General features: G+C 63.7%; 24 protein-coding genes. 9 read left to right on the plus strand and 15 right to left on the minus strand.

What is annotated here, in order from left to right:
- Positions 1 to 27: 27 nt before the first annotated feature.
- From pstB to ACZYTC_RS00170, 5 genes are all read right to left on the minus strand, one after another.
- Complete coding sequence (gene pstB / locus ACZYTC_RS00150; protein ID WP_441770133.1) at positions 28 to 855, minus strand: phosphate ABC transporter ATP-binding protein PstB; 828 nt, start codon at positions 853 to 855, stop codon at positions 28 to 30.
- Positions 852 to 1,694 carry a phosphate ABC transporter permease PstA gene (gene pstA, locus ACZYTC_RS00155; protein ID WP_434958091.1) on the minus strand — a complete coding sequence of 281 codons (843 nt, stop codon included), beginning with the start codon at positions 1,692 to 1,694 and terminating at the stop codon, positions 852 to 854. Before pstA ends, pstB begins: the two co-directional genes overlap by 4 nt.
- A gap of 11 nt (positions 1,695 to 1,705) precedes the next feature.
- Entirely contained in the window at positions 1,706 to 2,710 is a 1,005-nt protein-coding gene (pstC, locus tag ACZYTC_RS00160; RefSeq protein WP_434958090.1) for a phosphate ABC transporter permease subunit PstC, read from the minus strand.
- A gap of 172 nt (positions 2,711 to 2,882) precedes the next feature.
- Positions 2,883 to 3,929, minus strand: a complete 1,047-nt coding sequence (pstS, locus tag ACZYTC_RS00165; RefSeq protein ID WP_434958089.1) for a phosphate ABC transporter substrate-binding protein PstS — start codon at positions 3,927 to 3,929, stop codon at positions 2,883 to 2,885.
- 243 nt (positions 3,930 to 4,172) lie between these two features.
- On the minus strand, positions 4,173 to 5,492 hold the full coding sequence (locus tag ACZYTC_RS00170; RefSeq protein ID WP_441770135.1) for an ATP-binding protein: 1,320 nt from the start codon (positions 5,490 to 5,492) through the stop codon (positions 4,173 to 4,175).
- 200 nt (positions 5,493 to 5,692) lie between these two features.
- On the opposite strand from ACZYTC_RS00170, the gene ppk2 reads away from it, so the two are divergent.
- From ppk2 to ACZYTC_RS00185, 3 genes are all read left to right on the plus strand, one after another.
- Positions 5,693 to 6,586 (plus strand): polyphosphate kinase 2, encoded by an 894-nt coding sequence (gene ppk2 / locus ACZYTC_RS00175; RefSeq protein WP_434958087.1) that lies wholly within the window; start codon positions 5,693 to 5,695, stop codon positions 6,584 to 6,586.
- Positions 6,587 to 6,818: 232 nt separating this feature from the next.
- Positions 6,819 to 7,061, plus strand: coding sequence for a DUF2934 domain-containing protein (locus ACZYTC_RS00180; RefSeq protein ID WP_441770136.1), 243 nt, complete (start codon positions 6,819 to 6,821; stop codon positions 7,059 to 7,061).
- Between the two features lie 169 nt (positions 7,062 to 7,230).
- The gene (locus tag ACZYTC_RS00185) at positions 7,231 to 8,148 is read left to right on the plus strand and encodes a cation diffusion facilitator family transporter (protein WP_441770137.1); all 918 of its coding nucleotides are present in this window, start codon (positions 7,231 to 7,233) and stop codon (positions 8,146 to 8,148) included.
- Positions 8,149 to 8,169: 21 nt separating this feature from the next.
- On the opposite strand, the gene ACZYTC_RS00190 is transcribed toward ACZYTC_RS00185, so the two are convergent.
- A complete protein-coding gene (locus ACZYTC_RS00190) occupies positions 8,170 to 8,961 on the minus strand; it encodes an NAD(P)H-dependent oxidoreductase (protein ID WP_488988645.1) in 792 nt (263 codons plus the stop codon).
- Between the two features lie 93 nt (positions 8,962 to 9,054).
- Between ACZYTC_RS00190 and ACZYTC_RS00195 the strand changes: the two genes are divergently transcribed.
- Together ACZYTC_RS00195 and ACZYTC_RS00200 are read left to right on the plus strand one after the other, a co-directional pair.
- Entirely contained in the window at positions 9,055 to 9,981 is a 927-nt protein-coding gene (locus ACZYTC_RS00195) for a LysR family transcriptional regulator (protein WP_434958083.1), read from the plus strand.
- Between the two features lie 359 nt (positions 9,982 to 10,340).
- The gene (locus ACZYTC_RS00200; protein WP_441770138.1) at positions 10,341 to 11,657 is read left to right on the plus strand and encodes a class I SAM-dependent methyltransferase; all 1,317 of its coding nucleotides are present in this window, start codon (positions 10,341 to 10,343) and stop codon (positions 11,655 to 11,657) included.
- A 174-nt stretch (positions 11,658 to 11,831) separates the two neighbouring features.
- Here the strand turns inward: ACZYTC_RS00200 and truB are convergent, their stop codons facing one another.
- The 9 genes from truB to ACZYTC_RS00245 all read right to left on the minus strand — a co-directional run bounded on the left by truB (position 11,832) and on the right by ACZYTC_RS00245 (position 21,834).
- Complete coding sequence (gene truB / locus ACZYTC_RS00205; protein ID WP_434958081.1) at positions 11,832 to 12,752, minus strand: tRNA pseudouridine(55) synthase TruB; 921 nt, start codon at positions 12,750 to 12,752, stop codon at positions 11,832 to 11,834.
- Entirely contained in the window at positions 12,749 to 13,174 is a 426-nt protein-coding gene (rbfA, locus tag ACZYTC_RS00210; protein WP_434958080.1) for a 30S ribosome-binding factor RbfA, read from the minus strand. The genes truB and rbfA overlap by 4 nt, the downstream gene beginning before the upstream one ends.
- A gap of 132 nt (positions 13,175 to 13,306) precedes the next feature.
- Positions 13,307 to 16,648 (minus strand): translation initiation factor IF-2, encoded by a 3,342-nt coding sequence (gene infB / locus ACZYTC_RS00215; RefSeq protein ID WP_441770139.1) that lies wholly within the window; start codon positions 16,646 to 16,648, stop codon positions 13,307 to 13,309.
- Between the two features lie 42 nt (positions 16,649 to 16,690).
- Complete coding sequence (locus tag ACZYTC_RS00220; RefSeq protein ID WP_441770140.1) at positions 16,691 to 17,431, minus strand: RNA-binding protein; 741 nt, start codon at positions 17,429 to 17,431, stop codon at positions 16,691 to 16,693.
- Positions 17,432 to 17,437: 6 nt separating this feature from the next.
- Positions 17,438 to 19,063 (minus strand): transcription termination factor NusA, encoded by a 1,626-nt coding sequence (gene nusA, locus ACZYTC_RS00225; RefSeq protein ID WP_441770141.1) that lies wholly within the window; start codon positions 19,061 to 19,063, stop codon positions 17,438 to 17,440.
- 12 nt (positions 19,064 to 19,075) lie between these two features.
- Positions 19,076 to 19,792 carry a ribosome maturation factor RimP gene (gene rimP, locus ACZYTC_RS00230; RefSeq protein WP_434958075.1) on the minus strand — a complete coding sequence of 239 codons (717 nt, stop codon included), beginning with the start codon at positions 19,790 to 19,792 and terminating at the stop codon, positions 19,076 to 19,078.
- A gap of 175 nt (positions 19,793 to 19,967) precedes the next feature.
- Entirely contained in the window at positions 19,968 to 20,426 is a 459-nt protein-coding gene (locus ACZYTC_RS00235; RefSeq protein ID WP_488988646.1) for a hypothetical protein, read from the minus strand.
- Positions 20,408 to 20,782: a hypothetical protein gene (locus ACZYTC_RS00240; RefSeq protein WP_441770144.1), complete on the minus strand. Its 375-nt coding sequence runs from the start codon at positions 20,780 to 20,782 to the stop codon at positions 20,408 to 20,410. The genes ACZYTC_RS00235 and ACZYTC_RS00240 overlap by 19 nt, the downstream gene beginning before the upstream one ends.
- Complete coding sequence (locus tag ACZYTC_RS00245) at positions 20,767 to 21,834, minus strand: LacI family DNA-binding transcriptional regulator (protein ID WP_441770145.1); 1,068 nt, start codon at positions 21,832 to 21,834, stop codon at positions 20,767 to 20,769. Before ACZYTC_RS00245 ends, ACZYTC_RS00240 begins: the two co-directional genes overlap by 16 nt.
- Positions 21,835 to 22,013: 179 nt before the next feature.
- Between ACZYTC_RS00245 and ACZYTC_RS00250 the strand changes: the two genes are divergently transcribed.
- The 4 genes from ACZYTC_RS00250 to ACZYTC_RS00265 all read left to right on the plus strand — a co-directional run bounded on the left by ACZYTC_RS00250 (position 22,014) and on the right by ACZYTC_RS00265 (position 26,349).
- Positions 22,014 to 23,297 (plus strand): ABC transporter substrate-binding protein, encoded by a 1,284-nt coding sequence (locus ACZYTC_RS00250; RefSeq protein WP_488988647.1) that lies wholly within the window; start codon positions 22,014 to 22,016, stop codon positions 23,295 to 23,297.
- Positions 23,298 to 23,426: 129 nt separating this feature from the next.
- Entirely contained in the window at positions 23,427 to 24,341 is a 915-nt protein-coding gene (locus ACZYTC_RS00255) for a carbohydrate ABC transporter permease (RefSeq protein ID WP_434958070.1), read from the plus strand.
- Positions 24,338 to 25,225, plus strand: a complete 888-nt coding sequence (locus ACZYTC_RS00260; protein WP_434958069.1) for a carbohydrate ABC transporter permease — start codon at positions 24,338 to 24,340, stop codon at positions 25,223 to 25,225. The genes ACZYTC_RS00255 and ACZYTC_RS00260 overlap by 4 nt, the downstream gene beginning before the upstream one ends.
- 5 nt (positions 25,226 to 25,230) lie before the next feature.
- Positions 25,231 to 26,349, plus strand: a complete 1,119-nt coding sequence (locus ACZYTC_RS00265; protein ID WP_441770147.1) for an ABC transporter ATP-binding protein — start codon at positions 25,231 to 25,233, stop codon at positions 26,347 to 26,349.
- Positions 26,350 to 26,381: the final 32 nt, after the last annotated feature.

Here is a 26,381-nt window from a genome sequence, read left to right on the forward strand (position 1 = left end):
CAAATGAATTCGACGCTGGCCGAGGGATCAGCCGAAGCGGCCGGTGATGTAATCCTGTGTACGGCTGTCGTTCGGGGTGGTGAACATCTTGTTGGTCTGGCCGACCTCGATGAGGTCACCCAGATAGAAGAAGGCCGTCACATCCGCGCAACGCGCCGCCTGCTGCATATTGTGCGTGACGATGACGATGGTGAAGTCCCGCTTCAATTCGTCGATCAGTTCCTCGATCTTGGCGGTCGAGATCGGATCGAGCGCGGAGGTCGGCTCGTCCAGCAGCACGACTTCGGGCTTCACCGCGATGGTGCGGGCGATGCACAGGCGCTGCTGCTGGCCACCGGACATGCCGAGCGCAGAGGCGTGCAGGCGGTCCTTGACCTCGTTCCACAGGGCGGCCTTGGTCAGGCACCATTCGACGCGTTGATCCATTTCCGCCTTGGAGATCGACTCATGCAGGCGCACGCCGAAGGCGATGTTGTCATAGATCGACATCGGGAAGGGCGTGGGCTTCTGGAACACCATGCCGATGCGGGCGCGCAGCACTGCCGGATCGATCTCCTTGCCGATGACGTTCTGACCATCGAGCAGCACGCGGCCCTTGGCAGTCTGGCCCGGATAGAGGTCGTACATGCGGTTGAGCACGCGCAGCAGGGTGGACTTGCCGCAGCCGGAAGGGCCGATCATGGCCGTGACCTGCCGGTCGATCATGTCGAGATTGATGCCCTTGAGCGCATGCTTCTCGCCATAGAAGAAGTCGAGATTCTCGACCTTGAGCTTCACGGCGGCAGCTGGATTGGCGATGGGGCGTTCGGCAACCGCGATGGAGGCTTGTGGAGTAGCGGACATGGGATCACTCATTTCTTGGGAGCGAGCACGAAGCGGGTCAGAATATTGAGCGCCAACACGCCGGCGGTGATGAGGAGGGCGCCGCTCCAGGCCACCGAGACGGCCTTGGGGTCGGGATAAGGCGCGAGCTGGTAGATGGCGGCCGGCAAGCTGGCAAAGGCATTGCCGAGGTTGAGCGACCAGTTGGAATTGCCGAAGGCTGTCAGCAGCAGGGGTGCGGTCTCGCCGGCGGCGCGGGCCAGGGCCAGCAGGATGCCGGTGACGATACCGGTGCGGGCCGAGCGCCAGGTCACGGAGGTGATGACCTTCCACATCGGCGACCCCAGCGCGAAGGCGGCTTCGCGCAGGCTGATCGGCACCAGGGCCAGCATGTCCTCGGTGGTGCGCACGACCACCGGCAGGATGATGATGGCGAGGGCGACCACGCCGGCCCAGCCGGAGAAGCCGCCCGTCGTCACCACGATCATCTGGTAGACGAACAGGCCGATCAGGATGGACGGCGCCGAAAGCAGGATGTCGTTGATGAAGCGCACCGCGTCGGCGAACTTGCTGCCGCGCCCCGCCTCGGCGAGGAAGGTGCCAGCCATGATGCCGATCGGCGCGCCGATGAGGAGGGCGAGCAAGACCATGGCGAAAGAGCCGACGATGGCATTGCGTAGGCCGCCATCAGCCATGTCCTTGGTGAAGAGGTCCAAGGTCAGCGAGGGCAGGCCCTCGCGCAGCAGGGTGTACAGGATCCAGGCGAGCGCCAGAAGGGAGATCGCGGCAAAGCCGATGGAGACGACTTTGTAGGCGTAGTCGAGGGCACGACGGCGGGCGAGGCGGGCGTTGCCGTGGGCGAGATGGGCCATGATGCTCTCCCTTACTTGGCGTTGCTGCGCACGAGCATGCGGGAGATCGCAAGCACGATGAAGGAAATCACGAAGAGCACGAAACCGAGCTCCAGCAGCGACTGGCTGCGCAGCGAGCCGGCAGGCGCGTCGGGAAATTCGTTGGCGATGGTGGAGGCGATGGTCGCCCCCGAGGAGAACAGCGATGCCGATATGCGGTTGGCGTTGCCGATGACGAAGGTCACGGCCATGGTCTCGCCGAGGGCACGGCCGAAGCCGAGCATCACGGCACCGACGAGCGCGGTCCGGCCATAGGGCACCGAGACGTTGCGGAAGACCTCATAGGTGGTGGCGCCGACGCCATAGGCCGATTCCTTCAGCATGGCGGGCACGGCTTCGAGGATCTCGACGAACATCGCGGTGATGAAGGGAATGATCATCAGCGCCAGGATGATGCCGGCGGTCAGCATGCCGGCGCCGTTGGTGGGGCCCTTGAACAGATAGCCGAGCACCGGCACATGCGAGAGGACGGAGATGATCGGCGGATAGATCGTCTGGGCCAGGATCGGCGCCACGATCAGAGAGCCCCACATGCCGAAGATGATCGAGGGCACGGCCGCCAGGAGCTGGATGGCAATGCCGATCGGCCGCCGCACGCTCTGCGGCGCGATCTCGGTCAGGAAGAAGGCGATGCCGAAGGACATCGGCAGGGCGATGATCAGCGCCAGCAGGCCGGTGAACAGCGTGCCGTAGATCATCACCCCGGCGCCGAATTTCTCGGTGACGGGGTTCCAGGCGGTTGACCAGTAGAAGCTCGGCCCGAAATGGGCCAGCGCCGGCCAGCCGCCATAGAACAGCAGCACGACGATCGAGCAGAGCAGGATAAGCACGAGAGAGCCGCAACCATAGAGGGCGGCCTTGAAGATGGGATCCAGGTTGGCGCCAGGAACCGTCTTGGCGCCGGGCGAGGGAGAACCCTGCGCGACCTTTGCAGCCGAGTTGGATGCGTCCAGCGAGGAGTCGGCTATGGCGCTCATGGCGATATTCCGGCCTGTGTTTCGACGGGAGCAAACCGCGTTTAGACGAAAACGCTGGTTTGCTCCGATTCTTTGGTTCGACGCGTCTTTGTGCTTCCTGGCGATTCCGCCAAATCGCAAAACGCTTTTGGGAAGACGACCCGGCGCAAGGTTGCGCCGGGTCGCGTTCAACTTATTCGTAGACAGCCTTGCCGTCGGCAGCCTTCACTTCGCTCTTCCAGGCCGTGCGAACGGTGTCGATGACGTCCTTGGGCAGCGGGATGTAGTGGAGCTTTTCGGCGGTGGCGGAGCCATCCTTGTAGGCCCAGTCGAAGAACTTCAGGACTTCGGCGGACTGCTTGGCGTCCTTGGGATCCTTCGGCAACAGGATGAAGGTGGTGGAGACGATCGGCCAGGAGGTCTCTCCACCGACATCGATCATGGAGACGGCGAAGTCCTTGGCACCCTTCCAGTCGGCCTTGGAGGCGGCGGCCTGGAACGCCGGAACGGTCGGCTTGATGACCTTGCCGTCCTTGTTCTGGAGCTGCGTGGTGGTCAGCTTGTTGTTGGCGGCATAGACATATTCGACATAGCCGATGGCGCCCTGGGTGTTCTTCACCGCACCAGCGACGCCGTCATTGCCCTTGGCGCCCGAGCCGGCCGACCACTGCACCGAGGTGGCGGCGCCGATGCCGCTCTTCCAGTCGGGGCTCACGGCAGAAAGGTAGGACGTGAACACATAGGTCGTGCCCGAGCCGTCGGCGCGGTAGACCGGGGCGATGTCGAGATCGGGGAGTTTCACATCCTTGTTGAGCTCGGCGATCTTCGGATCGTTCCACTTGGTGATCTTGCCCTGGTAGATGTCGGCAATGATCGGGCCGGTCAGCGTGAGCTGGTCGGTGGAAACACCTTCGATGTTCACGATCGGAACGATGGCGCCGATCACGGTCGGGAACTGCAGCAGCTTGGCGGCAGCCAGCTTGTCGGTGGCCATCGGGGCGTCGGAAGCGCCGAAATCGACGGTGCGGTTGGTGATCTGGGTCTGGCCGCCGCCCGAACCGATCGCCTGATAGTTCAGCGCGGTGCCGGTCTTGGCTTTGAAATCGCTGCCCCAGGCATTGTAGACGGGGGCGGGGAAGGTGCCGCCGGCGCCGGTGATGTCGGCGGCATAGGCAGCAGTGGCAGCGATCGTGCTCGACAGGGCTACTGAAGCGGCGAGCGCAAGAAAGGAAAGCTTCACGGTCTATCTCCGTTGTTCTCTGGACAGGGCACGGCGACCGTTCACCGGTCGGCAATCCTGTCTACGTCGCGACTCCTAAAAGCCGGCAGCAACGGTTCTATGACAGTTCGACTATCGTTTTATGACATTTATAATTGTTGTATTTCAATATGATAGGGGAAATGTTGCGATGTGGCCAAAAAGGACGCGACGCAATTGTAAAAAGTCCCGGAAACACCGGCGGCATCATATAGACGCGTCTTCTCAGCCGATCTGATCGATCCGGACCGAGAAAGTGCTGCCTTCCCCGGGCGCGCTTTCGATTCCGAGCCGGCCGCGATGGCGTGCCACGATGTGCTTGACGATGGCAAGGCCGAGGCCGGTGCCGCCCTTCTCGCGGGATTTGGCCGCATCCACCCGGTAGAAGCGCTCGGTCAGGCGCGGCACATGTTCGGCCTCGATGCCCGGACCGTAGTCGCGCACCGTCACCACGGCCTCGCGGCCCTTGCCCTGCGTCTTGGGCAGCGAATCGATGACAATTTCGACCTTGCCGCCGGACGCGCCATATTTGATGGCGTTCTCGACTAGATTCTCGAAGACGCGGATCAACTCGTCCCGCTCGCCGCGAACCTCCAGCGTCGGGATGCGCCTGTCGAGGCTGAGCGTGACGCCCCGGTCCTGGGCGAGGGGACCGAGCGTGTCGGCGACATGGCCGACCACGGCGCTGAGTTCGACCGGTTTGTCGGGCTGGACATGGGCATTGAGTTCGATGCGCGAGAGCGACAGGAGATCGTCGATCAGCCGGGACATGCGATTGGCCTGGGAACGCATGATGTCGAGGAATTTTTCGCGCGCGGCGACGTCGTTGCGCGCCGGGCCCTGCAGGGTTTCGACAAAGCCGAGCAGGGAAGCCAGCGGCGTGCGCAGTTCATGGCTGGCATTGGCGACGAAATCCACCCGCATCTGCTCGACGCGGTGGCGTTGGGTGACGTCGCGCAGCACGATCACCACGAAGGCGGTGCGCCCGCTCTCGCCCGCAATGGTGGAGATCTGCGCCTCGACGACACGATCGATCGGCACGCGCTCGGAATATTCGATCTGCCGGCTGGCCCCGGTGTCGAGGGCCGAGCGGATGGCATCGACCAATTCCGGCACGCGCAGCGCATAGGTCAGGGCTTCGGAAATACGCAGATTGGGGACGATGTCACGGGCGCGGCGATTGAAGTAGCGAACCGCAAGCTCCGAATCGAGCACAATCACCGGGTCCGGGATGGCCATCACCAGATCGTCGAAGGAGGGCTTGCCGCCGCTTTCGGGCAGAGGGGGCCTGATGCTGCCGTCATGTCCGCCGGTCGAGGGAAGGGTACCCGTGGCCGCGACGATCATGGCGAAGATGAGCAGACCATGCCAGGGATTGGCGCCGTCCCACAGCACCAGGGCGGTCAGCAGCAGCGCGATCGAGAGCACCAGCCAGCGGCGGCCCCAGATGCGGTTCAGGATGTTTCGGTTCGAGCCCACCGGACCAGCTACACCGCTCCAGGCCAATTTCGTCAAGAGCCAGGAGCGTTCCATCACCATCGACATTGCGGCTTTCCATCCAAGGCGTTTTGCGAATTGACGGACTCATCTCGAATCGCAAAGACGCGTCCAACCAGAGAGCCAGAGCAAAAGGGTGTTTCTACTAGAACGCGCTTTGCTCTGGGCATTGTGGAAATCGTTCATGCTGGCAATGTAGACAGAGCGATGACAGTTTCACGACGATCGTGCGGATTTGGAGAGGTTCCATGACAAAGAAGGCGGGCAAGCAGGCGGACGAAGCGCTCATGAAGGCGATCGCCGGGTTTCGTCTCGATGATCTCGACCTGCCCCCGGAGATCGACGACGCGGCCTTCCGTTCGGGCAATTACCCGCATAAGGAAAAGCTGAAATCCAAGACCTATGAGCGGGACCTGCGCGCGCTGCAGATCGAGCTCCTCAAGGCGCAGACCTGGGCGAAGGCGCAGGGCGAGCGCGTGGTCGTGATCTTCGAGGGGCGCGACGCCGCAGGCAAGGGCGGCGCCATCCACCGCTTCACCCAGCATCTGAGCCCGCGCGATGCCCGCGTGGTCGCGCTGTCGAAACCGACGCCCACCGAGCAGGGGCAATGGTATTTCCAGCGCTATGTCAGCCAATTGCCGACCAAGGGCGAGATCGCGATCTTCGACCGCTCCTGGTACAATCGCGGTGGGGTCGAGCCGGTGATGGGGTTCTGCACACCGGAGCAGACCGACAAGTTCCTGCACGAGGCGCCCCAATTCGAGGCGATGCTGGTGCGCGACGGCATCCGCCTGTTCAAGCTCTTCCTGACCATCGGCCAGGCCATGCAGCTCAAGCGCCTGCATGCGCGCTATGCGGACCCCCTCAAGCAGTGGAAGCTCTCGCCGATCGATCATCAGGCGGTAGGCAAATGGGAAGCCTATTCGCAGGCCTATGACCGCATGCTGGAAGCGACCGACACGGTCGACACCCCCTGGACCATCGTCAAGGCCAATGACAAGCTGCGCACGCGCCTTGCCGCAATCCGCAGCGTGCTGGCGGGCCTGCCCTATCCCGACAAGGACGAGAAGCTGGTGGGCGCGCAGGACTCGAAGATCGTGCTGAGCGCCGAAGATTTCCTTGCCAAGGGTGGGGAGGTCTGACGCGGGATAGATCGAAACACGCTGTACCGATCTTCAGATCGGCACGCCAATTTCGTGCCAGGCCTTGGGCCCAGAAACCTCGCTTGTCGGGAACCAGCCGGCCCGCCCTGCGTTTTCCCCGCAGCGGCCGGGCAATGCGGGGCGGGCGGATGCCGTGATATGTCTGATCGGCAATGCCCGCCACGCGCCTCTGCGTCGGCCGCTCCGTTAAACGCGACGAGGGAGCGCAGCGATGCCACATACGACCGAACAGCGCATTCGAATGAAGGCCTATGAGATCTGGCTGCGCGAAGGGTGTCCGGAAGGCAGCGATCTTCGCCACTGGGAGATGGCCAAGAAATTCATCGTCGGCGAGGAAGCAAAATCGACGCTGACCTCCCGCTTCTATGACGTGCACGAACTGAACGCGAAAGGCGAGCCCGAGCCCGAGCGGAAGGCTACTCCTGCAGCCAAGCGGAAAGCCAGCAAGCACTGAGTCGGCAAAAGCGCTGTGTGATTTGAACGGATCACGCACTTCATTCTGGACGGTTTGGCGCATATTCGCCCCACCCATCGCCTTTGTGTCTTGCTCCTCTAGCGGCTAGAGGAGTTATGTTTCCCCTGCATCGCGGCTTGCGTTGTGCGGCAATTGCAAGAGGGCATGGATGGGACACGGGCATGCGCACGGGGTGGCCTCGCGCGGGGAGACGGCAGCGGGCCGTCACAAGGGCAGTCTGCTGGCCGCCCTTGCCTTGACCTCGGCCTTCATGGCGGCGGAGGTCATCGGTGGCTTGTGGACAGGCAGCCTCGCTCTGCTGGCGGATGCCGCGCATATGCTAACGGATGCCGGAGGCCTCGCTTTGGCCTTGATCGCCATCCGTTTCGCCGAACGGCCGGCCACGCCTCAGAAGACCTATGGCTATGTCCGCATGGAGGTCCTGTCGGCGCTGACCAACGCCGTCGTGCTGCTGCTGCTCACCGTCTACATCCTCTATGAAGCCTATGAGCGCTTCCTCAATCCGCCCGAAATCCTCGGGGCCCCGATGCTGGCAGTGGCCATGGCGGGACTGGTGGTCAATCTGATCAGCATGAAGCTCCTGTCCGGGGGCTCTTCCGAGAGCATCAACGTCAAGGGGGCCTATTTCGAGGTCCTGTCCGACATGCTCGGCTCCCTCGGCGTCATCCTCGCCGCCCTCGTGGTGATGCTGACGGGCTGGACGCTGGTCGATCCCATCATCGGCGCGGGGATCGGCCTGTTCATCGTGCCGCGCACTTGGATCCTGCTGAAGCAGGCGGTGCATATTCTTATGGAAGGCACGCCACCTACCGTCGATCTCTCCCTGCTCGAGAAGAAGCTGGGCGAAATTCCCGGCGTGGTCGCCGTGCATGACCTGCATGTGTGGACGATAACCTCGGGGCTCGATGCCATGAGTGGCCATCTGGTGCTGGCCGACATGACCCAAGCGCGCGAGGTTCTGGTCGCAGCCCGCCAGCTTGTCGGCCACGAATTCGGCATCGGCCATGTCACCATTCAGATGGAGGACCGGGCCCTGCGCGAGGACGAAGGCGAAACCAGGTTGTGACGGCCATCCGGGCCGGCAGGCTCAATCGGCGGGCGCGCGCCGATGCAGCGAGAAGCCCGTTTCGCCCGACGTTGCGAGCCCGGCTCGCAGTTGCATGGTCGGGATCAGGTAGTCGCCGGCATTCTGGCGGCGATAGGGAATGGGCGACGCGGATGGCAGCGTTCGCATTCTGTCGCGCAGGCGCTCGGCCAGCGGCTCGAAACCCGCTTCCTTGAGGCCATCGGCTCGATAGGCCACGAAGGGCGGCAGTACGTCGTAGCCGGGATAATAGAGAATGCCGTGATGGATCGGGAACAGCAGGTCGTCGATCGGGCCATTGATCCCGCGCGGCGTATAATGTTCTTCCCAGCCGCCGGCCGTCACGATGAGCATCGCGCGCTTGCCGGCCAGGGTTCCCTCGCCATAGCGATCCCCCCAGCGCTGGTCGCTATGTTCCCCGACGCCATAGGCGAAACCATAGGCGAAGACGCGGTCGACCCAGCCCTTGAGGATGGCCGGCATGGTGAACCACCAGAGCGGAAACTGCAGGATGAGGACATCGGCCCATAGCAGTTTCTCGATCTCGGCTTTGACGTCGTCGGTTAGCGTGCCGGCCTCGAAGGCTTTCTTGGAGGCATGCACCGGTATCAGTCTGGCTTCGGCTTCCAGTGCCGGAAAATCGGCCTGGTCGACTTCGGATTTCCATTTGTCGGCATAGAGATCGGACAGACGAACTTCGTGGCCCTGAGCCTCGAGTTCGGCGATGGCAACGTCGCGAAGCCTTGCATTGAGCGAGCGGGGTTCGGGATGCGCGAAGACGAGCAGGACTTTCATGGGTGTTTCCGGGAATGAGAAATCATTCCTCAAAGCTAGGGAAGGTCCATATAATCCGCTATACCTGGAGAATGCATAGTACTATGCCGATTTATGGATAAATCAGACGTCACTTTGGAACGCATTCGCAGCTTTGTTCGCGTCGCCGAGCGCGGAAATTTTTCTGCGGTCGCACGCGAGCTGAATATCGGCCAGTCAAGTGTCACGCGGCACCTGAGCGAGCTCGAGGATGCGCTGGGCGTGGCTCTTCTCAGCCGTACGACCCGGCGCGTCTCGCTCACCGAGGAAGGCAGCCGTTATTATGCCCATGCCGTCCAGATCCTGCGCCTCGTCGAACAGGCCGGCGACGAGGCTCGACAGGGGCAGGGAGAGCATGCCGGCACGGTCCGCCTGTCTTGCACGGCCGCCCTCGGCGTTCGGCATGTCGCCCGCCTGCTCTTCGCCTTCCAGGACCGCCATCCCGATATCAGAGTCGAATTCAGCCTCACCGACGAACGTATCGATCTCGTCCGGGAAGGCGTCGACCTGTCACTGCGGCTCGGGCCGCTCGACGAGAGCTCCATGAAGAGGCGGTCGCTGGGCCGCAGCCGTCGGGTTCTCGTGGCAGCTCCTGACTTTCTGGCCCGGTATGGGCGGCCACGGACACCGGAAGACCTGGCCGGGCTTGAGGGCATACGCATGTCGAACATCGCGGGCAGCGAGATGCTCGTTCTCGAGGGGCCGGACGGAAGCCGCCATGCCGTGCCCTTTGGCGGACGCCTGCAGGTCGATCACGGACTTGCGGCGCGCGAAGCTTTCGCGGCCGGCCGTGGTTTCGGCCCGACCCATGTCTGGCTGGTCGATGATCTCCTCGAGCAAGGTCGGCTGGAGCCGATCCTGCCCGATTATGTGCCGGTGCCCACGCCTTTGAACATGCTGATCGTGCCCGAGCGTGCCGGCATTGCGCGCGTCAGACTGCTGATCGAGTTTCTCGCAAGTGCGATCGCCCAGTTGCCAGGCCTCGATGCGAAGTCGATCTGAGGGCCGGTGCTGAAGATGCGCTTGGGCAGCAATTCGCCGCGCGCGCGTTCGGCGAGCGCTCCCGGCGCGCCGCCTAACATCACCACTGCCGCGCCTTCGAAGACCGGTGCGTCGCGGCCACGCAGGACGGCAAGGCCTCGAAGGCGTAGATATCACGCCAAGCGCCGTAGCCTCATATCGTCCTTGTCCGTTGCGGCCGCGACATGATGCACCCATGGGTTGCAGGTAATATTAAACCTGTCAAAAAGGTGACGGAGAGACGTCTGCCCGAGCCGGTCGATTCGGGAAGCGTCGCTGCATTGCCTTCACGTCGGGTGGGGCGAGTGCAGGCAAGCCTCCCAACCCATGAAGCGGCGCCCATGAATCTCGAAGAAAAGCGTCTTGCAGTTACGCGTAAGCTCGTCGGGGAGGTCGCCGACAAGCTTGGGGCGGATCTCAGTCTCGAATTGTGGAACGGCGAAGTTCTGCCGCTCGGGCCTCATGCCAGAGACGACATCCGCTTTGTGCTGCGCTCCCCCGAAGCGATACGCAGGATGTTGACGCGCCCGAGGCTGATGACGTTGTTCGAGCTATACGCTGAACAGGAAGTCGATATTGTCGGTGGAAGTCCTCTGCAGGCGGCAGACCGCTGGAATCACAGCAAGGCACTCGCCACAGGTCGGTCATTTCCCAAAATGAAGCTGTTGGGGTTTGCCACGCCATTCCTCTTTGGCCGGATGGCCAAGGCAGCCCCGCTGCCCAGCTTTGATGGCTCGATCCCGATGCGCTATGCCAAGGGGCGGGACGACAAGGAGCTGATCCAGTTCCATTACGACGTCTCGAACGAGTTCTATCAATTGTTCCTGGATCCGGAGATGGTCTATTCGGCGGCTTATTTCCCGAGTCCGGAATCCTCGCTTGAAGATGCCCAGCAGACCAAGCTCGACCGCATCTGCCAGAAGCTTCAGTTGAAACCCGGTGACCGATTGCTCGACATCGGTTGCGGCTGGGGCGGGCTGGTCTGCCACGCTGCCCGGCATTACGGCGTCACGGCCTATGGCGTGACCCTGGCGCAGCGCCAGCTGGAATTCTGCCGCGCGAAAATCGAACGGGAGGGGCTGGGAGACCAGGTCGAGGTGGAATTGCGCGATTATCGCACCATCGAGCCATCGGGGCAGTTCGATGCGGTCGCGCAGATCGAGATGTTCGAGCATGTGGGGCTGAAGAATCACGACCGCCACTTCATCCACATGCGTGAACTGATGACGCCCGACGGCCGCTATCTCCACCAGGCCAGTGTTCGGCGTGCCTTGTTCGACATGTCCAAGTTCGGCCGGGAAACGGCCTATATGAGAGTCATCCGTCGCTATATTTTCCCGGGGGGCGAGATGGACCATATCGGCATGACCGCGACCAATCTGGAGCGGCATGGCTTCGAGATCCATGATATCGAGCCGATGCGCATGCATTTTCACCTGACCCTCAAGCACTGGGTCGACAATCTCTGGGCGAACCGGGAGAAGGCCAGCGCCATGGTCGGCTGGGAACGCACGAGGCTATGGCTGCTCTACCTGTCGATGTGCTGCATCAGCTTCCAGCGTGGCGGCATCAACGTGTTCCAGACCGTGGCGACCCGGCGCATCCACGGGCCGTCGATCTTGCCCTTGCGAAGAGCGGAGTGGTTTCAGGAAGCCTGAAATCCCTCTGTCTATCGCAAATGAGCCGACCCCCTGCTGCCGGGACGGCGAGGTCACCGGCCCGCAAGACGCAACAGCACCGGACTCGATTCAGGAATCAGGTCCGATGCTGCAAGGAGCTGTTGCCGCTTCGTTTTGGCAAAAACCGGTGTCCGCCTTTTGGCACGACGCTCTCTATAGTCTGAAGATGCGCTTGGGCAGCAATTCGCCGCGCTCGAGTTCGGCGAGCGCCACCAGCGTTCCGCCGGACATCACTGCCGCCACGCCTTCGAAGACCGGCGCGTCGCGGCCTCGCAGGATCACGCCCTGGCCGCGGGCAAGGCGGCTGGCGTCGTGCTGGGAAACCATCAGGGTCGGCAGGGCCTCGAGGGCGGTTTCCACCGGCAGCAGGGCTTCCGCCAGCGGGGGCAGGTCCGGCGTGCCTTCCTTCATGGCGCGCAATTCGTCGGGCGTAACCGCATCCTGCTCATCGAAGGTACCGACCATGGCCCGGCGCAAAGCGGTGACATGTCCGTAGCAGCCGAGGTCGCGGCCGAGGTCGCGCGCCAGCGCCCTGACATAGGTGCCCTTGCCACATTCGGCCTCGAAAGTGGTGGTCTCGCCGGTAAATTCGACGATGCGCAGGGCATGAACCTCGATATTGCGGGCCTCGAGCTCAACCTCCTCGCCGTCACGCGCAAGGTCGTAGGCGCGCTCGCCATCCACCTTGATGGCGGAAAAACGCGGGGGGACCTGGCTGATCACGCCGGTGTAGCGGGGCAGCAAGGCTTCGATCTCTGCTTTTTCAGGCCTGAGGTCGGAGGTCGCCACCGGGCCGCCTTCGGTGTCGTCGGTGTTGGTCTCCACTCCCCAGGTGACGGTGAAGCGATAGACCTTGCGGCCGTCCATGACATAGGGGACCGTCTTGGTGGCTTCACCGAGGGCGATGGGCAGGATACCGGAGGCCAGGGGATCGAGCGTGCCGGCATGGCCCGCCTTCTTGGCGTTGAACACGCGCTTGACCACGGCGACGCCCTGGGTCGAGGTCATGCCGACGGGCTTGTCGAGGATGATCCAGCCATTGACCTCGACACGGGTTGAACGGGGCGCGTTCATGCCTCGTCCTCCTCCTGGCCGGGCAGCCTTTGCTCGAGATCGCGGCTGACTTGCGGCTGGCGCAGAAGGGTGTCGACCTTGGAGGCGTAATCGAAGGTCGTATCGATCAGGAAGCGGAAATTGGGCGCGTATTTCATGGTCACCCGCCGGGCGATCAGGCCGCGCAGATATTTGGCATGGGACGCGAGGGCCTTGATCACAGCCTCGCCATCCCCGCCGCCCAGCGGCATCACATAGACGGTGGCGACCTTGAGATCGGGTGACATCCTGACCTCAGGCACGGTGATGACCTTGCCTTCGAGCACGGGATCCACGATCTCGCCGCGCTGTAGGATCTCGGCGAGGGCGTGGCGGATCAGCTCGGCGACGCGCAACTGCCGCTGCGTGGGGGCCTTGGAGGAGGAGGGGGTAAGACGGGGCATGGCTTTCTCGGAGCGCGGACATCCTGTCCGCTCTTTCCCTTATATGACAGAAGAGCGGACAGGATGTCCGCGCTCCAAAAACAGCAATGGCCGGGTTCCCCCGGCCATTGCGTGATTTTCTGCCGAGATCGATCAGAGCGTACGCTTGATTTCCTCGACGCGGTAGCACTCGATGACGTCGCCGGCGCGCATGTCCTGGTAGTTCTCGAAGGCCATGCCGCATTCCTGGCCGACCTGGACTTCCTTGACCTCGTCCTTGAAGCGCTTGAGCGTGGAGAGCTTGCCTTCGTGGATGACGACGTTGTCGCGGATGAGGCGGACATTGGCACCGCGCTCGACGTGGCCGTCGGTGACGCGGCAGCCCGCAACCTTGCCGACCTTCGTGATGTTGAACACCTCGAGGATCTGGGCATTGCCGAGGAACTCTTCGCGCAGCGTCGGAGCCAGCAGGCCGGAGAGCACGCCCTTCACGTCATCCACGAGGTTGTAGATGATGTTGTAGTAGCGGATCTCGGTACCCGTCCGCTCGGAAGCCTCGCGGGCTTCCTTGTGGGCGCGGACGTTGAAGCCGATCACAGCGGCACCGGAGGCTTCCGCCAGACCGATGTCGGATTCGGTGATGCCACCGACACCCGAATGGATGACGCGGGCCTTGACCTCATCGTTACCCACCTTGTCGAGGGCACCGATGATGGCTTCCAACGAACCCTGCACGTCGGCCTTGACGACCAGCGGCAGTTCGCGGGCACCCGAGCCGGCCTTCACCGCCGCCATCATGTCGGCGAGCGTGCCGCGGCCTGTGCTCAGGCGCGCAGCGGTGTTCTCGCGCTTCTGACGCGTACGGTACTCGGTGATTTCGCGAGCACGGGCTTCGCTCTCGACCACGGCAACACGGTCACCGGCTTCCGGCGTTCCGTTGAAGCCGAGCACCTCGACCGGCAGGGACGGGCCGGCCTGGGGGATGGTGGCGCCGAGATCGTTGACCAGGGCACGCACGCGGCCCCACTCGGCACCGGCGACCACGATGTCACCGACCTTGAGCGTGCCGCGCTGCACCAGCACCGTCGCAACCGGGCCCCGGCCACGATCGAGCTTGGCTTCGATGACGGAGCCCTCGGCCGGACGATCCGGATTGGCTTGCAGGTTGAGAATTTCGGCCTGCAGCTGGATCATCTCCAGCAGCTTGTCGAGATTGGTGCGCTGCTTGGCCGAAACATCCACCTCGATGGTCTCACCGCCCATCGATTCCACCTGGATGTTGTGCTGCAGCAGTTCGGTGCGCACGCGTTCCGGCTTGGCGTCGGGCTTGTCGATCTTGTTGATCGCCACGATCAGCGGCACTTTCGCCGCCGTCGCGTGATTGATGGCTTCCACCGTCTGCGGCATGACGCCATCATCGGCCGCGACCACCAGCACCACGATATCCGTCACCTTGGCGCCGCGGGCACGCATGGCCGTGAAGGCGGCGTGGCCGGGCGTATCGATGAAGGTGATCTTGCCGCCGAGCGGCGAGGTCACCTGATAGGCGCCGATATGCTGGGTGATGCCGCCGGCTTCGCCGGAGACGACATTGGCGGAGCGGATCGCGTCGAGCAGCGAAGTCTTGCCGTGGTCGACATGGCCCATGATGGTCACGACCGGCGGGCGCGACTCCAGATGATCGTCGATGTCGGCCGTATCGAACAGGCCCTCCTCGACGTCGGCTTCCGACACGCGCTTGGCCGTATGGCCGAGCTCCTCGACGATCAACTGCGCCGTATCGGCGTCGATGACGTCGTTGATCTTCTTCATCTCGCCCTGCTTCATCAGCAGGCGAATGACGTCGACCGCGCGTTCCGACATGCGGTTGGCGAGTTCCTGGATGGTGATCGCTTCCGGAATCACCACTTCGCGCATGATCTTTTCCTTGGCCTCGACATGGCGATGGCCGGTCATGCGCTGGGTACGGCGACGGAAGGAGGCGACGGAGCGCGTACGCTCGTCCTGTTCACCCGTGGCGCTGGTCACGGTCAGTCGGCCGCGACCCTTCTGCTCGGTCGTGCGCGGTGTAGCCTCACGGCGAGGGGGAGCGGCGCCGGCACGACCGGGACCGCCGGGACCACGACGTACGCCACGAGCGCCATCATCGTCTTCGACCACGGCACGAGCGCGCGGCGGACCACCGACATTGCGGCCCGCGGGCGGCGTGATTGCCGGTTCGGACGGAGCAAAGGCGGAAGCACCGCGATTGGCCCCGAAGCCACCACCGCCGGGACGACGGTCGCCAAAGCTGGAACCACCTTCGCGCGGCGGGCCGCGACGGTCGCCAAAGCCGGTACCGCCTTCGCGCGGCGGGCCACGGCGTTCGCCAAAGCCGGCACCACCCTCACGCGGCGGACCACGACGGTCACCGAGGCCGGCACCGCCTTCACGCGGCGGACCACGGCGTTCACCTGCTGGCCCGGCACCGCCTTCACGCGGACGCCGATCGCCAAAGGAACTGCCGCCTTCGCGGGGCGGCCGCCGATCGCCGGGACCTTCGCGCCGGTCGCCATAGCCACCCGGCCGAGCCGGTGCAGCCCCCTCGCGGGGCGCAGGCGCGGCTTCGCCCAAATGGCGGCGTGCCTCGGCCTCGCCATGGCGGCGGGTTTCTTCCTCGCGGCGATGACGCTCATCTTCTTCGCGCTTGCGGATTTCGGCCGCCTTGCGCTCTTCCTCGCGGCGGACTTCCTCGGCCGCGCGGCGCACGGCTTCCTCGGCCGCGCGCTTGCGCTCCTCGGCTTCGCGGACACGGGCTTCGGCCAGCACACGCGTGCGGGCGTCCATTTCCTCGTTCGACAGCGTGCGCAGAACCATGCCGGCGCCGGGCCGGCCCGGGCGCTGGCCCTGGGGGCGACCGGACGGCGACTGTCCGGGGCGTCCACCCTGCTGAGGTGCGCCTGGACGTCCCTGCGTCTGAGTAGCCTGACGTGGGGCCACGGGAGCGGCCGCGGCTGGAGCCGCGGGGCGGGGAGCCGCCGGTGCCGCTGCAGCCGGAGCCGGGGCTGCGGGGCGCGGCGCCGGTGTTTCCACCTGCGGTGCGGGAGCGGGTGCCTGTGCAGGAGCGGCAGCCGCCGGAGCGGCTGGCTTCTCGGCAACGACCGGCGCAGGCTGAACGGGTGCCGGCTGAACGGGCGCGGGCGCGGGAGCCTTGGGCGCTTCCACCGGGCGCGGCGCGGGCGCCGGTTCGGCGGCCCGGGGGGGCAGAGCCGGCTGGGGCGCTGCTGCTGCCGGAGGAGGCACCGGCCGCGGTGGCGGCGCAGCAGGCGGCGGCGCGGCAGGCGGAGTAACGGGGCCTGACGGACGGCGCTTCACCGTCTCGACGACGACAGTCTTCGAGCGGCCATGCGAAAAGCTCTGGCGAACCGTATCCGGCGCGCTCGAGGGCCGCTTCAGCGTCAGCGTCTTGGTGGGCGTAACAGTCAGCGTATCGCCCGGGTTTTTCGTATCAGTCATTCCGTGCCAAATCCTGCGGGTCGCCCCGTTTCATTCGATAGTTCAGCTGACGTCGTCGCCGTCTCGCGACGGGGCGGCATCTTGCGTTGAGGGTTCGTCGTCCGCCTGCAGCGGGGCTTCGGAGGATGGACGTGGCTCAGCCGAGGCCAGTCCGCCATCCTGCCAGAAAGCAAGCGCTGCAACGCGATCCAGGAAACCGGTAACCGCCGGGCCCGCGCAGAGCGCAGCATGTATCACATTTGTCCGCCCTAATGCCAAATCCAAATGGGCAGAATCGAAAATCGTAATGAAGTTAGGTGCATTTTTATCCCAATAGGCCCGTTTGACGGCTTGTGCAAGCTTGCGGCCGCCATCTTCGGCCCCATCACGCGCTTGAATCAGGGCCACGAGGCGCCGTGAAACGCGTTCGGATTCGATTGCATTCATTACTTTGGCGAAGCCGGAGAGGACGAGTCCGGCCTTATTGGCGAAGCTTAGCATGTCGAGCGCCGCCTTCCGCAACAGCCGCTCGATGATGCCTGGCAGATCGGCCGGCACTTCGACCGGTCGTTTGAGCAGGCGGGCGAAGGCCCGCTTGCGCATGGCTTCCTGCACGCTGGCCCTGTTGGCGGTGACCCAGACCCCGCGTCCAGGCAGGACGCGTTTGAGATCCGGGGTCAGGGTGCCGTCGGGCGCTGCGACCAGGCGTATCAGCGTGTCGACAGGGCGTACGAGGCGCGTAGCCGCGCACAGGCGCTCGCGCGCCCGGCGGTCATCGTCTTCCTCGATGCGCTCTGTCAACACGAGGGGTCATGCTCCATGCTCGGAGAGTGTAGAAGCTTCCTCGTCGGCAGCCTCTTCCTCGGCAGTCTCTTCCTCGACTTGGGCCGGAGCCTCGACCCAGCCGGCCTTGACGCGGGCGGCCATGATGATCGCCTCGGCCTCGTCACGGCTGAGCTCGAAGCCGTCGAGATAGCCGGCATGCTTGGTGGTCTCGCCGTCCTTGCGCTCAGTCCAGCCGACGAGATCGTCAGTGGCGCAGCCGGCAAGGTCCTCGACGGACTTCACGTCGTTCTCGCCCAGCGCCACCATCATGGCGGTGGAGATGCCTTCGACCGTCTTCAACTCATCTTCCACGCCCAACGCCTTGCGCTTGGCATCGAACTCTTCCTCGACCGCGGTGAGGTAGTCGCGGGCGCGGGTCTGGATCTCGCCGGCGGTTTCCTCGTCGAAGCCTTCGATCGACGACACGTCGGAAGGATCGACATAGGCGACTTCCTCAACCGTGCGGAAGCCTTCGGAGGCGAGCAACTGGCCGACGACCTCGTCGACGTTCAGGGCGGTCATGAAGGTCTGGGTGCGCTGCACGAATTCCTTCTGGCGACGCTCGCTCTCCTCGGCCTCGGTGAGGATGTCGATGTCCCAGCCGGTGAGCTGGGAGGCCAGGCGCACATTCTGGCCGCGGCGGCCGATGGCCAGCGAAAGCTGGGCTTCGGGCACGACGACCTCGATCTTCTCGGAATCCTCGTCGAGCACCACCTTCGACACTTCGGCCGGCTGCAGCGCGTTGACGATGAAGGTGGCGACGTCGGGCGACCATGGGATGATGTCGATCTTCTCACCCTGCAGTTCGCCGACCACCGCCTGCACGCGCGAACCGCGCATACCGACACAGGCGCCGACCGGATCGATGGAGGAATCGCGCGAGATCACGGCGATCTTGGCGCGCGAACCGGGGTCGCGGGCCACCGCCTTCACCTCGATCACGCCGTCATAGATCTCCGGTACTTCCTGCTCGAAGAGCTTGGACATGAAATGGGGGTGGGTGCGCGACAGGAAGACCTGAGGGCCGCGCTGCTCGCGGCGCACGTCGAAGAGATAGGCGCGGATGCGGTCGCCGGGGCGGAAGACTTCACGCGGCAGCAATTCGTCGCGGCGTACCACGGCTTCGCCGCGGCCGAGATCGACGACGACATTGCCATATTCCACGCGCTTGACCAGGCCGTTCACCACGGTGCCGACGCGGTCCTTGAACTCGTCGAACTGGCGATCACGCTCGGCCTCGCGCACCTTCTGCACGATAACCTGCTTGGCCGACTGGGCGGCGATGCGGCCAAAATCGAAGGGCGGCAGGGTTTCGGCGATCCAGTCATCGATCTGGGCGGCCGGATTCTTGCGGCGTGCATCCTCGAGCAGGATTTGGACGGCGTCGTTCTCGATCTGGTCAACCACCTGCAGCAGGCGCGACAGGCGGATCTCGCCGGTCTTGGGATTGATCTCGGCCCGGACTTCCGTCTCCTGACCGTAACGGGAGCGGGCGGCCTTCTGAATTGCGTCTTCCATCGCGGCGAGCACGATCTGACGATCGATCACCTTCTCGCGGGCGACGGCGTCGGCAATCTGCAACAGTTCCAGGCGGTTCGCGCTGACGGCCATGATTCTTTCCTCTCAGCGGGTTTTTGGTTGTCTATGCGGCTTCTTGGACGGCGTCTCCGGATCGGAGGTTTCGTCCGATTCCAGTTCGTCCGCTTCCAGCTCCGACGTTTCTTGAGCCTCGAGTTGCGCGGCCAGCGCCTTGGAGGCGACCTTGGCGCGGCGCAGCGATTCCGTCACCAGCGCGTCGGTCAGGATGAGATGGGCTTCGCTCATCTCGTCGACCTTCAACTCCACATCGGTGGCCTCACCGGGACCAGCATCGACACGGCGAATCTTGGCCTTGCTGCCTTCGGCGCCCAGCAGGATGCCCCGGAAACGGCGGCGACCGGCCACGATCAGGGTCATCTCGATCTTGGCCTCATGCCCGGCCCAGCGCTGGAAGTCGCTGACGCGCACCAGCGGGCGATCGATCCCCGGCGACGAGACTTCCAGGTGATAGGCCTTGCCGACCGGATCATCGACGTCGAGGACGGGTGAGAGCGTCTTGGAGATCAGCTCACAATCGTCCACCGTCATGGTGCCGTCGGGCCGTTCGGCCATGATCTGCACGGTGCCGCCATTATTGCCGTTGAGGCGTACCCGCACGAGGCGGAAGCCGAGTGGCATAATGGTGCGCTCGGTGATCTCTGCCACGCGTGCGGCAACGCCCGTCTCGGTGAGACGGCGCGGTTCGTTCAACGCGTCAGCCGACGAATCGGCCTTGCTGACAATGGCTTCGGGTTCGTTCACGCAACCCTCGAAACAAAAAGAGCGGGTCCCGGGTGGGGCCCACTCTCAAAACCAACGATCAAGTAGACCGTCTATGAGATGTCTCATCGAGACAAGCGCAATATAGGGATTTTTCGTCGCCATGCAAGGAAGGAATCGTTCACCTTGTTGACGGGCGCGCTTCGGATCCCTTGCTTCAGTAAAAGATCCCGGCGACCAGTGCCACATCCATGACGCTCAATCTGTACCATTGATCATCCAATACGATGTGCAGCGTATCTTGGCGAGCGGTGAAAAGCTGTGCCGGTCGTTCGCGGCTGAAGCCCAGATCGAGATCGTAGGCAGCAAGGGTCTTGATCTCGTGCTTGTCGCATCGGAACAGTACGAGGCGATGGCTTTCTTGCGCATAGCCGCCGGCCAGCAGATCGAAGTGACGATCGATGGCGATAGCCTTGGCGCCCTCGGGCCGGAGCCGGTGAGTCCCAGACAGGTCGATGCTGAGAATGGGGAAGTCCGTGTAGCAACAGCTCCAGACCTGCCTGCGTCCGACATTGAGCGCATAGCAGTCGACCATGGCAAAGTCTGTGGTGGCGACGCCCTGTGACCAGAGGGCCCTTCCACCTATATCGAAGCGCATCAGGCCGCTGGGCGCCATACCGGGGCCGCCACGGCTCCAGGCGCGATTGGCGAGAGCACCCTCGTCCCAATATCCGCACCAGATCTTGCCTTCGCCGTCGCATTGCAGGTGTTCGATGGCATCGGAAAATGGGCTGGTTCCGTCTGCCTTTCGCCGTCGAAGATCGATAGCCGGCCCAACGTCGGAGCGCTTTTGAGAAACGATTCACGGCCCTGCCTGGCGATATCGTGGCTGGTATCGAGGCAGATCAGCCGGCCGTCGCTGCTGACGGCGTAATCGAATTCGAACCAGTCGGGTCCGCGCGGGGGCAGGGAGACGGCGCTCGACGGCGCGATCTTCGGCCTCGTCCCGGTGCCGGTCACGTCTTCACCCATCCGGCGCTCTCGCGCTCGTCGAGCGCGCCCTTCAGCGTGGTCAGTTGTTGCGAGGCAGCGTTGCCCTGCATCAACTGGAGCAGCAGCTTCGCCCCGGTCGATCCGAGGTCGAAACGCGGCTGGCGAATGGTCGTCAGGGTCGGCTCGACAAAATCGCCGAGTTCGATGCCGTCGAAGCCGATGATGGAAACGTCCTGGGGTACCCTGAGCCCACCCCTGCGGATGGTCGTCATGAAGGCGATCGCCATTTCGTCGCTGGTGGCGACCACCCCGGTCGGCCGGCGCTCCAGCGCCAGGAAAGCCTTGCCCGAGGCGACGCCGGAGGCGAAATCATAATTGCCCTCGAAGCGCACGAAATCATCAGGCCCGAGGCCGGCGGCGGCGATTTCGGCCTGGAAGCCGGCATAGCGATGGCGCTCGTTGTAATTGCCCTTCGGGCCGGCGAGATAGGCCAGATGCCGGTGGCCCCTGTCGAGGAGATAGCGCGTCTGGGCCTGGCAGCAGATCTCGTCGTCGACCACCACGGCCGGTATGCCGGCAACATCGGTCTCCGCGCAGACGCCGACGATGGGAATGCCTGAATCGGCGATGGTGCGCCCGGCATGCGAGGGCACGGTGCTCGCAAGCACCAGCGCTCCGTCGATATGGCCCCCGAAAACGAGGTCGACCAGATATTTCTCCTTGCCGTCGATGCTATCGAGATTGCCCATCAGCACGGCATAGCCAGCCTGGGACAGAGCGGTGTCGATCCCCCGCAGCACCTCGCTGAAGAAGGGCGGATTGCGCCGGGGGCCGACCACCACCAGCACGCTGCGCGAGGAGCCGGCGCGCAACTGCCGGGCAGCGCTGTTGGGCGTGTAACCGAGCTCGCGCACGGCCGCGAGCACACGCTCGCGCGTTTCCGTCTGCACCCGATCCGGAAAGGTGAGGGCACGGCTGACCGTGGCCGTCGAGACCCCCGCGGCGCGGGCCACGTCGCCGATGCGGATCTTGGAGACGTCGCGCAACGCGCGTCTTTGAATGCGTTTGGCTCGTTCTTTGGCGGGCGGCATCAGACTACCGTACTCTAACCTGCTGACGAAACTTCGTAAAAGTCACGTCATCTGCTCGTTGCGGGTGCGACCGGAGCCCTGCGCCGATCCCCTTGACACGAACGCCGATCGCAATCAATATCCCGGCGCATGCAATCGATTACATAAGCACAGCATGCGATCCTTCAGGGAGGATGTCCATGGAAAAATTGAGGGCGATTCTGCAGCGGGCTCCGGCGCGCTCGATGCTTGCCGGTGCGCTTGTCGCGCTGGCGTTTGCCGGGCAGGGCATTTCCGGGCAGGCCATGGCTCAGGACAAGCCCAAGGCCGAGGTGATGCATTGGTGGACTTCCGGCGGCGAGGCCGCCGCCGTGAAGGTCTTCGCCGACCAGTACACCAAGGCCGGGGGCATTTGGGTCGACTCGGCTGTTGCCGGCGGCCAGGCCGCGCGCTCGGCTGCAATCAACCGTATCGTCGGTGGCAATCCGCCCACTGCCTCGCAGTTCAACACCGGCAAACAGTTCGACGATCTGGTCAGCCAGAGCCTGCTCAATACCGTCGACCAGGTTGCCGAGGAAGGCAACTGGAAGTCCTTCCTGCCGCCTTCCTTCATCGCAGCCGCGAGCCGCGAGGGCCATATGTATGCCGTTCCGGTGAACGTGCATGGCCAGAACTGGGCCTTCTATTCCAAGGAAGTGCTCGACAAGTCCGGTGTCACCACAGTGCCGACCAGCTGGGACGATTTCTTCGTGGCTCTCGACAAGATCAAGGCGGCCGGCTTTATCCCGCTGGCACAGGGCGGCGAGCCCTGGCAGGAGCGGCTGCTGTTCAATGTCGTGCTGCAATCGGTCAGCAAGGACACGTTCATGCGGCTCTATGCCAAGAACGATGCCACCGCTATCGATACATCCGAGTTCAAGAAATCGGCCGAGATTTTCGGCAAGTTGCGTGCCTACACCGATGCCGGGTCGCCGGGACGCAACTGGAACGATACCACGGCTCTGCTGATCACCAACAAGGCCGGCGTGCAGTTCATGGGCGATTGGGCCAAGGGTGAATTCAAGGCGGCGAACAAGGAGGCCGGCAAGGATTTCTATTGCCAGATCGGCATCGACGATAAGGAGCTGGTGATCGGCGGCGACGTCTTCGTCTTCCCCAAGACCACCGACGCGGCCCAGCTCAAGGCGCAGAACCTCCTCGCTTCGACCATGCTGTCGCCTGAGACCCAGGTGTTGTTCAATATTCAGAAGGGCTCGATGCCGGTGCGCACCGATGTCGATGCCAGCAAGTTCGACCCGTGTGCGCAGAAAGGCATGAAGCTCCTCGCCGATCCCGCGCATCAGACGCCGGTGGTCGACATGCTGTCCAGCGCCGATCTGATCGGCGCGCTCGAGGATGTCGTCACCAATTTCTGGAACGACAAGGGCCAGACCCCGGAAGACTTCACCGCCAAATTCGCGAATGCGCTGAAGTCGGCGCAGTAGGCTCCTACAGGCGGGTCCTCGGACCCGCCTGCCCGACGCACGGACAAGCCGGTCTCGCTCCATCTCGCGGCGGAGCCGAGAAGACCGGCCCCCATTCTCACCACAAGATGGATCCTGAAGGAGGTCGCAATGGCCGAACCTGCAAGATTGTCGCGTCCAAATCGTCGTCCTCGCCGACTGAGCATGGCGGCATTGGCCTTGATACCGGCCTGGATCATCGTCGTAGCCGCCTATATCGGCACGGTTATCTGGACGATCGTCATCTCCTTCACCGGTTCCAAGTTGCTGCCGGTCTACAATTTTGTCGGTTTCGATCAGTATGTCCGGTTGTTTGCCTCGGATCGCTGGCAGGTTTCGGTGTGGCACCTGGCCGTCTTTGGCGTGCTCTTCATCATCTGCTGCCTGATCGTGGGCTTCTTGCTGGCGGTGGCGCTCGACCAGAAGATCCGCTTCGAGAACACGTTCCGCACCATCTTCCTCTATCCCTATGCGATGTCCTTCATCGTCACGGGCCTGGTCTGGCAGTGGCTGATGAACCCCAATCTCGGCATCCAGAACACGGTGCGCAACTGGGGTTGGACGAGCTTCACCTTTGACTGGGCGGTGAATTCGAATCTCGCCGTGTTTGCACTGGTGATTGCCGCGATCTGGCAGGCCTCGGGCCTGGTAATGGCGCTGATGCTGGCGGGGCTGCGCGGGGTGGATACGGAGTTGTGGAAGGCGGCGAAGATTGACCGTATCCCAACCTGGCGGGTCTATGTCTCCATCGTCCTACCGATCCTGACCCCCACCATCACCACGGCGACGGTGCTGCTTTCGATCGCGGTGATCAAGGTTTATGACCTCGTAGTCGCCCTCACCAATGGCGGGCCGGGCACGGCGTCCGAAATGCCGGCCAAATTCGTGATGGACAATCTCGGCCAGCGCCAGAACATCGGCCTCGCCACGGCGGCCTCGACCGTGATGCTGATCACGGTGATCTGCGTGATCTCGCCCTGGCTCTACCACACTTATTTCCGCCGGCAGTCGAGGAGGCCGGCATGAGCGCCCTCGAGACGCAACGCGGGCGCAAACCCTCCCGCCTTACCCCCGGCCGCATCGGCCTCTACATCTTTCTCGTCGTCGCCGCTGCCTTCTTCCTGCTGCCGGCCGTGGTGATGGTGCTGACGTCGCTCAAGACTATGGACGAGATCCGTCAGGGCCAGATCTTCGCCCCACCACAGGCCTTCGACCTCACGGCCTGGCGCACGGCCTGGTCGAGTGCGTGCACGGGCCTGGCCTGCAATGGCATCAGCGTTGGCTTCCTCAATTCGGCGAAGATCCTCATTCCGAGCGTGGCGATCTCCATCGCCGCCGGCGCTATCAACGGCTACGCCCTGTCGCTATGGAACGTGCGCTACGCCAACCTCCTGTTCGGCATTCTTCTGGTCGGCGCCTTCATTCCCTATCAGGTCTTCATCTATCCGCTGGTGCGCATCTCCTCGCTCGCCAACATCTTCCAGACCCTGCCCTGCATCGTGATCGTGCACACCATCTTCGGCATGCCGCTGATGACGCTGATCTTCCGCAATTATTATGCGAGCCTGCCGGTCGAATTGTTCAAGGCGGCGCGCGTGGATGGCGGCGGCTTCTGGCAGATCTTCTTCCACGTCATCCTGCCGATGTCGACGCCGATGCTGATCGTCGCCGCCATCCTGCAGGTCACCGGCATCTGGAATGACTTCATCCTCGGCCTCACCTTCGCGGGCGGCGCCAATTCGCCGATGACGGTACAGCTCAACAACATCGTCAATTCGACCACGGGCGAGCGGGCCTACAATGTCAACATGGCGGCGACCCTGCTCACGGCCGCCGTACCGCTCGTCGTCTACTTCATCTCCGGTCGTTGGTTCGTGCGCGGTATCGCCGCCGGCGCGGTCAAGGGGTAAGCATCATGAACGTTTCCGCGAATGCATCTGCCTCGGTGAAGGACGTCTCGGTCTCGGTGAAGGATCTGGCGATCCGCTACGGCGCGGTGGCTGTCATCGACGATCTCCAGCTCGACATCCGCCAGGGCGAGTTCATCGTGCTGCTCGGGCCCTCGGGCTGCGGCAAGTCCACCTTGCTCAATGCCATCGCCGGCCTCCTGGAGATCAGCGATGGCGAGATCTGGATTTCGGGCAAGAACGTTACCTGGGCCGAGCCGGCCGATCGCGGCATCGGCATGGTGTTCCAGTCCTACGCGCTCTATCCGCGCATGAGCGTGGAGGGCAACATGTCCTTCGGCCTGAAAATGGCTCGCGTGCCCAAGACCGAGATTGCCGAGCGCGTCGCCAAGGCCTCCAAGCTCCTGCAACTCGATGCCTTGCTCCAGCGAAAGCCTTCCGAATTGTCGGGCGGCCAGCGCCAGCGCGTCGCCATCGGCCGCGCTCTGGTGCGCAATGTCGACGTCTTCCTGTTCGACGAACCCCTGTCCAATCTCGACGCCAAGCTGCGTAACGAACTGAGGGTGGAGATCAAGAAGCTCCACCAAAGCCTCGGCAACACCATGATTTACGTCACGCATGACCAGATCGAGGCGTTGACCCTGGCCGACCGCATCGCCGTGATGAAGGGCGGCGTCATCCAGCAACTCGCCAGCCCGCTTGAGATCTATCACAAGCCGGCCAACCAGTTCGTGGCTGGCTTCATCGGCTCGCCCGGCATGAATTTCATCGAGGGCCAGCTTTCGGGGGCGCCGGGACACTGGCGTTTCGAGGCGGATGGCGAGAGCATCGACCTTGCGGCCTATGCGTTCTCGGTGGAACCGGGTGTGCGCAAGGCCGTGCTTGGCATTCGGCCCGAGCATATCGACGTCGGCCCTGCATCGGCGGGAAGACATGCCGCCCGCGGCAGGATCGACATCGTCGAGCCGATGGGCGCCGAGACGGTGCTGTGGACCAGCTTTGCCGGGAAGCCCGCCACCATTCGCGTCGACGGCGACAATGAAAGCGGGCCCGGCGACGAGATCGGTTTTCATTTCGACGTCGGGCGTGCCTCGCTGTTCGACGCGGAAAGCGGAGAGCGCCTGTGAAAAAGCCCAGCCGCGATTGCCACCCAACCCGT

This window comes from Labrys sp. F242 (assembly GCF_057813875.1).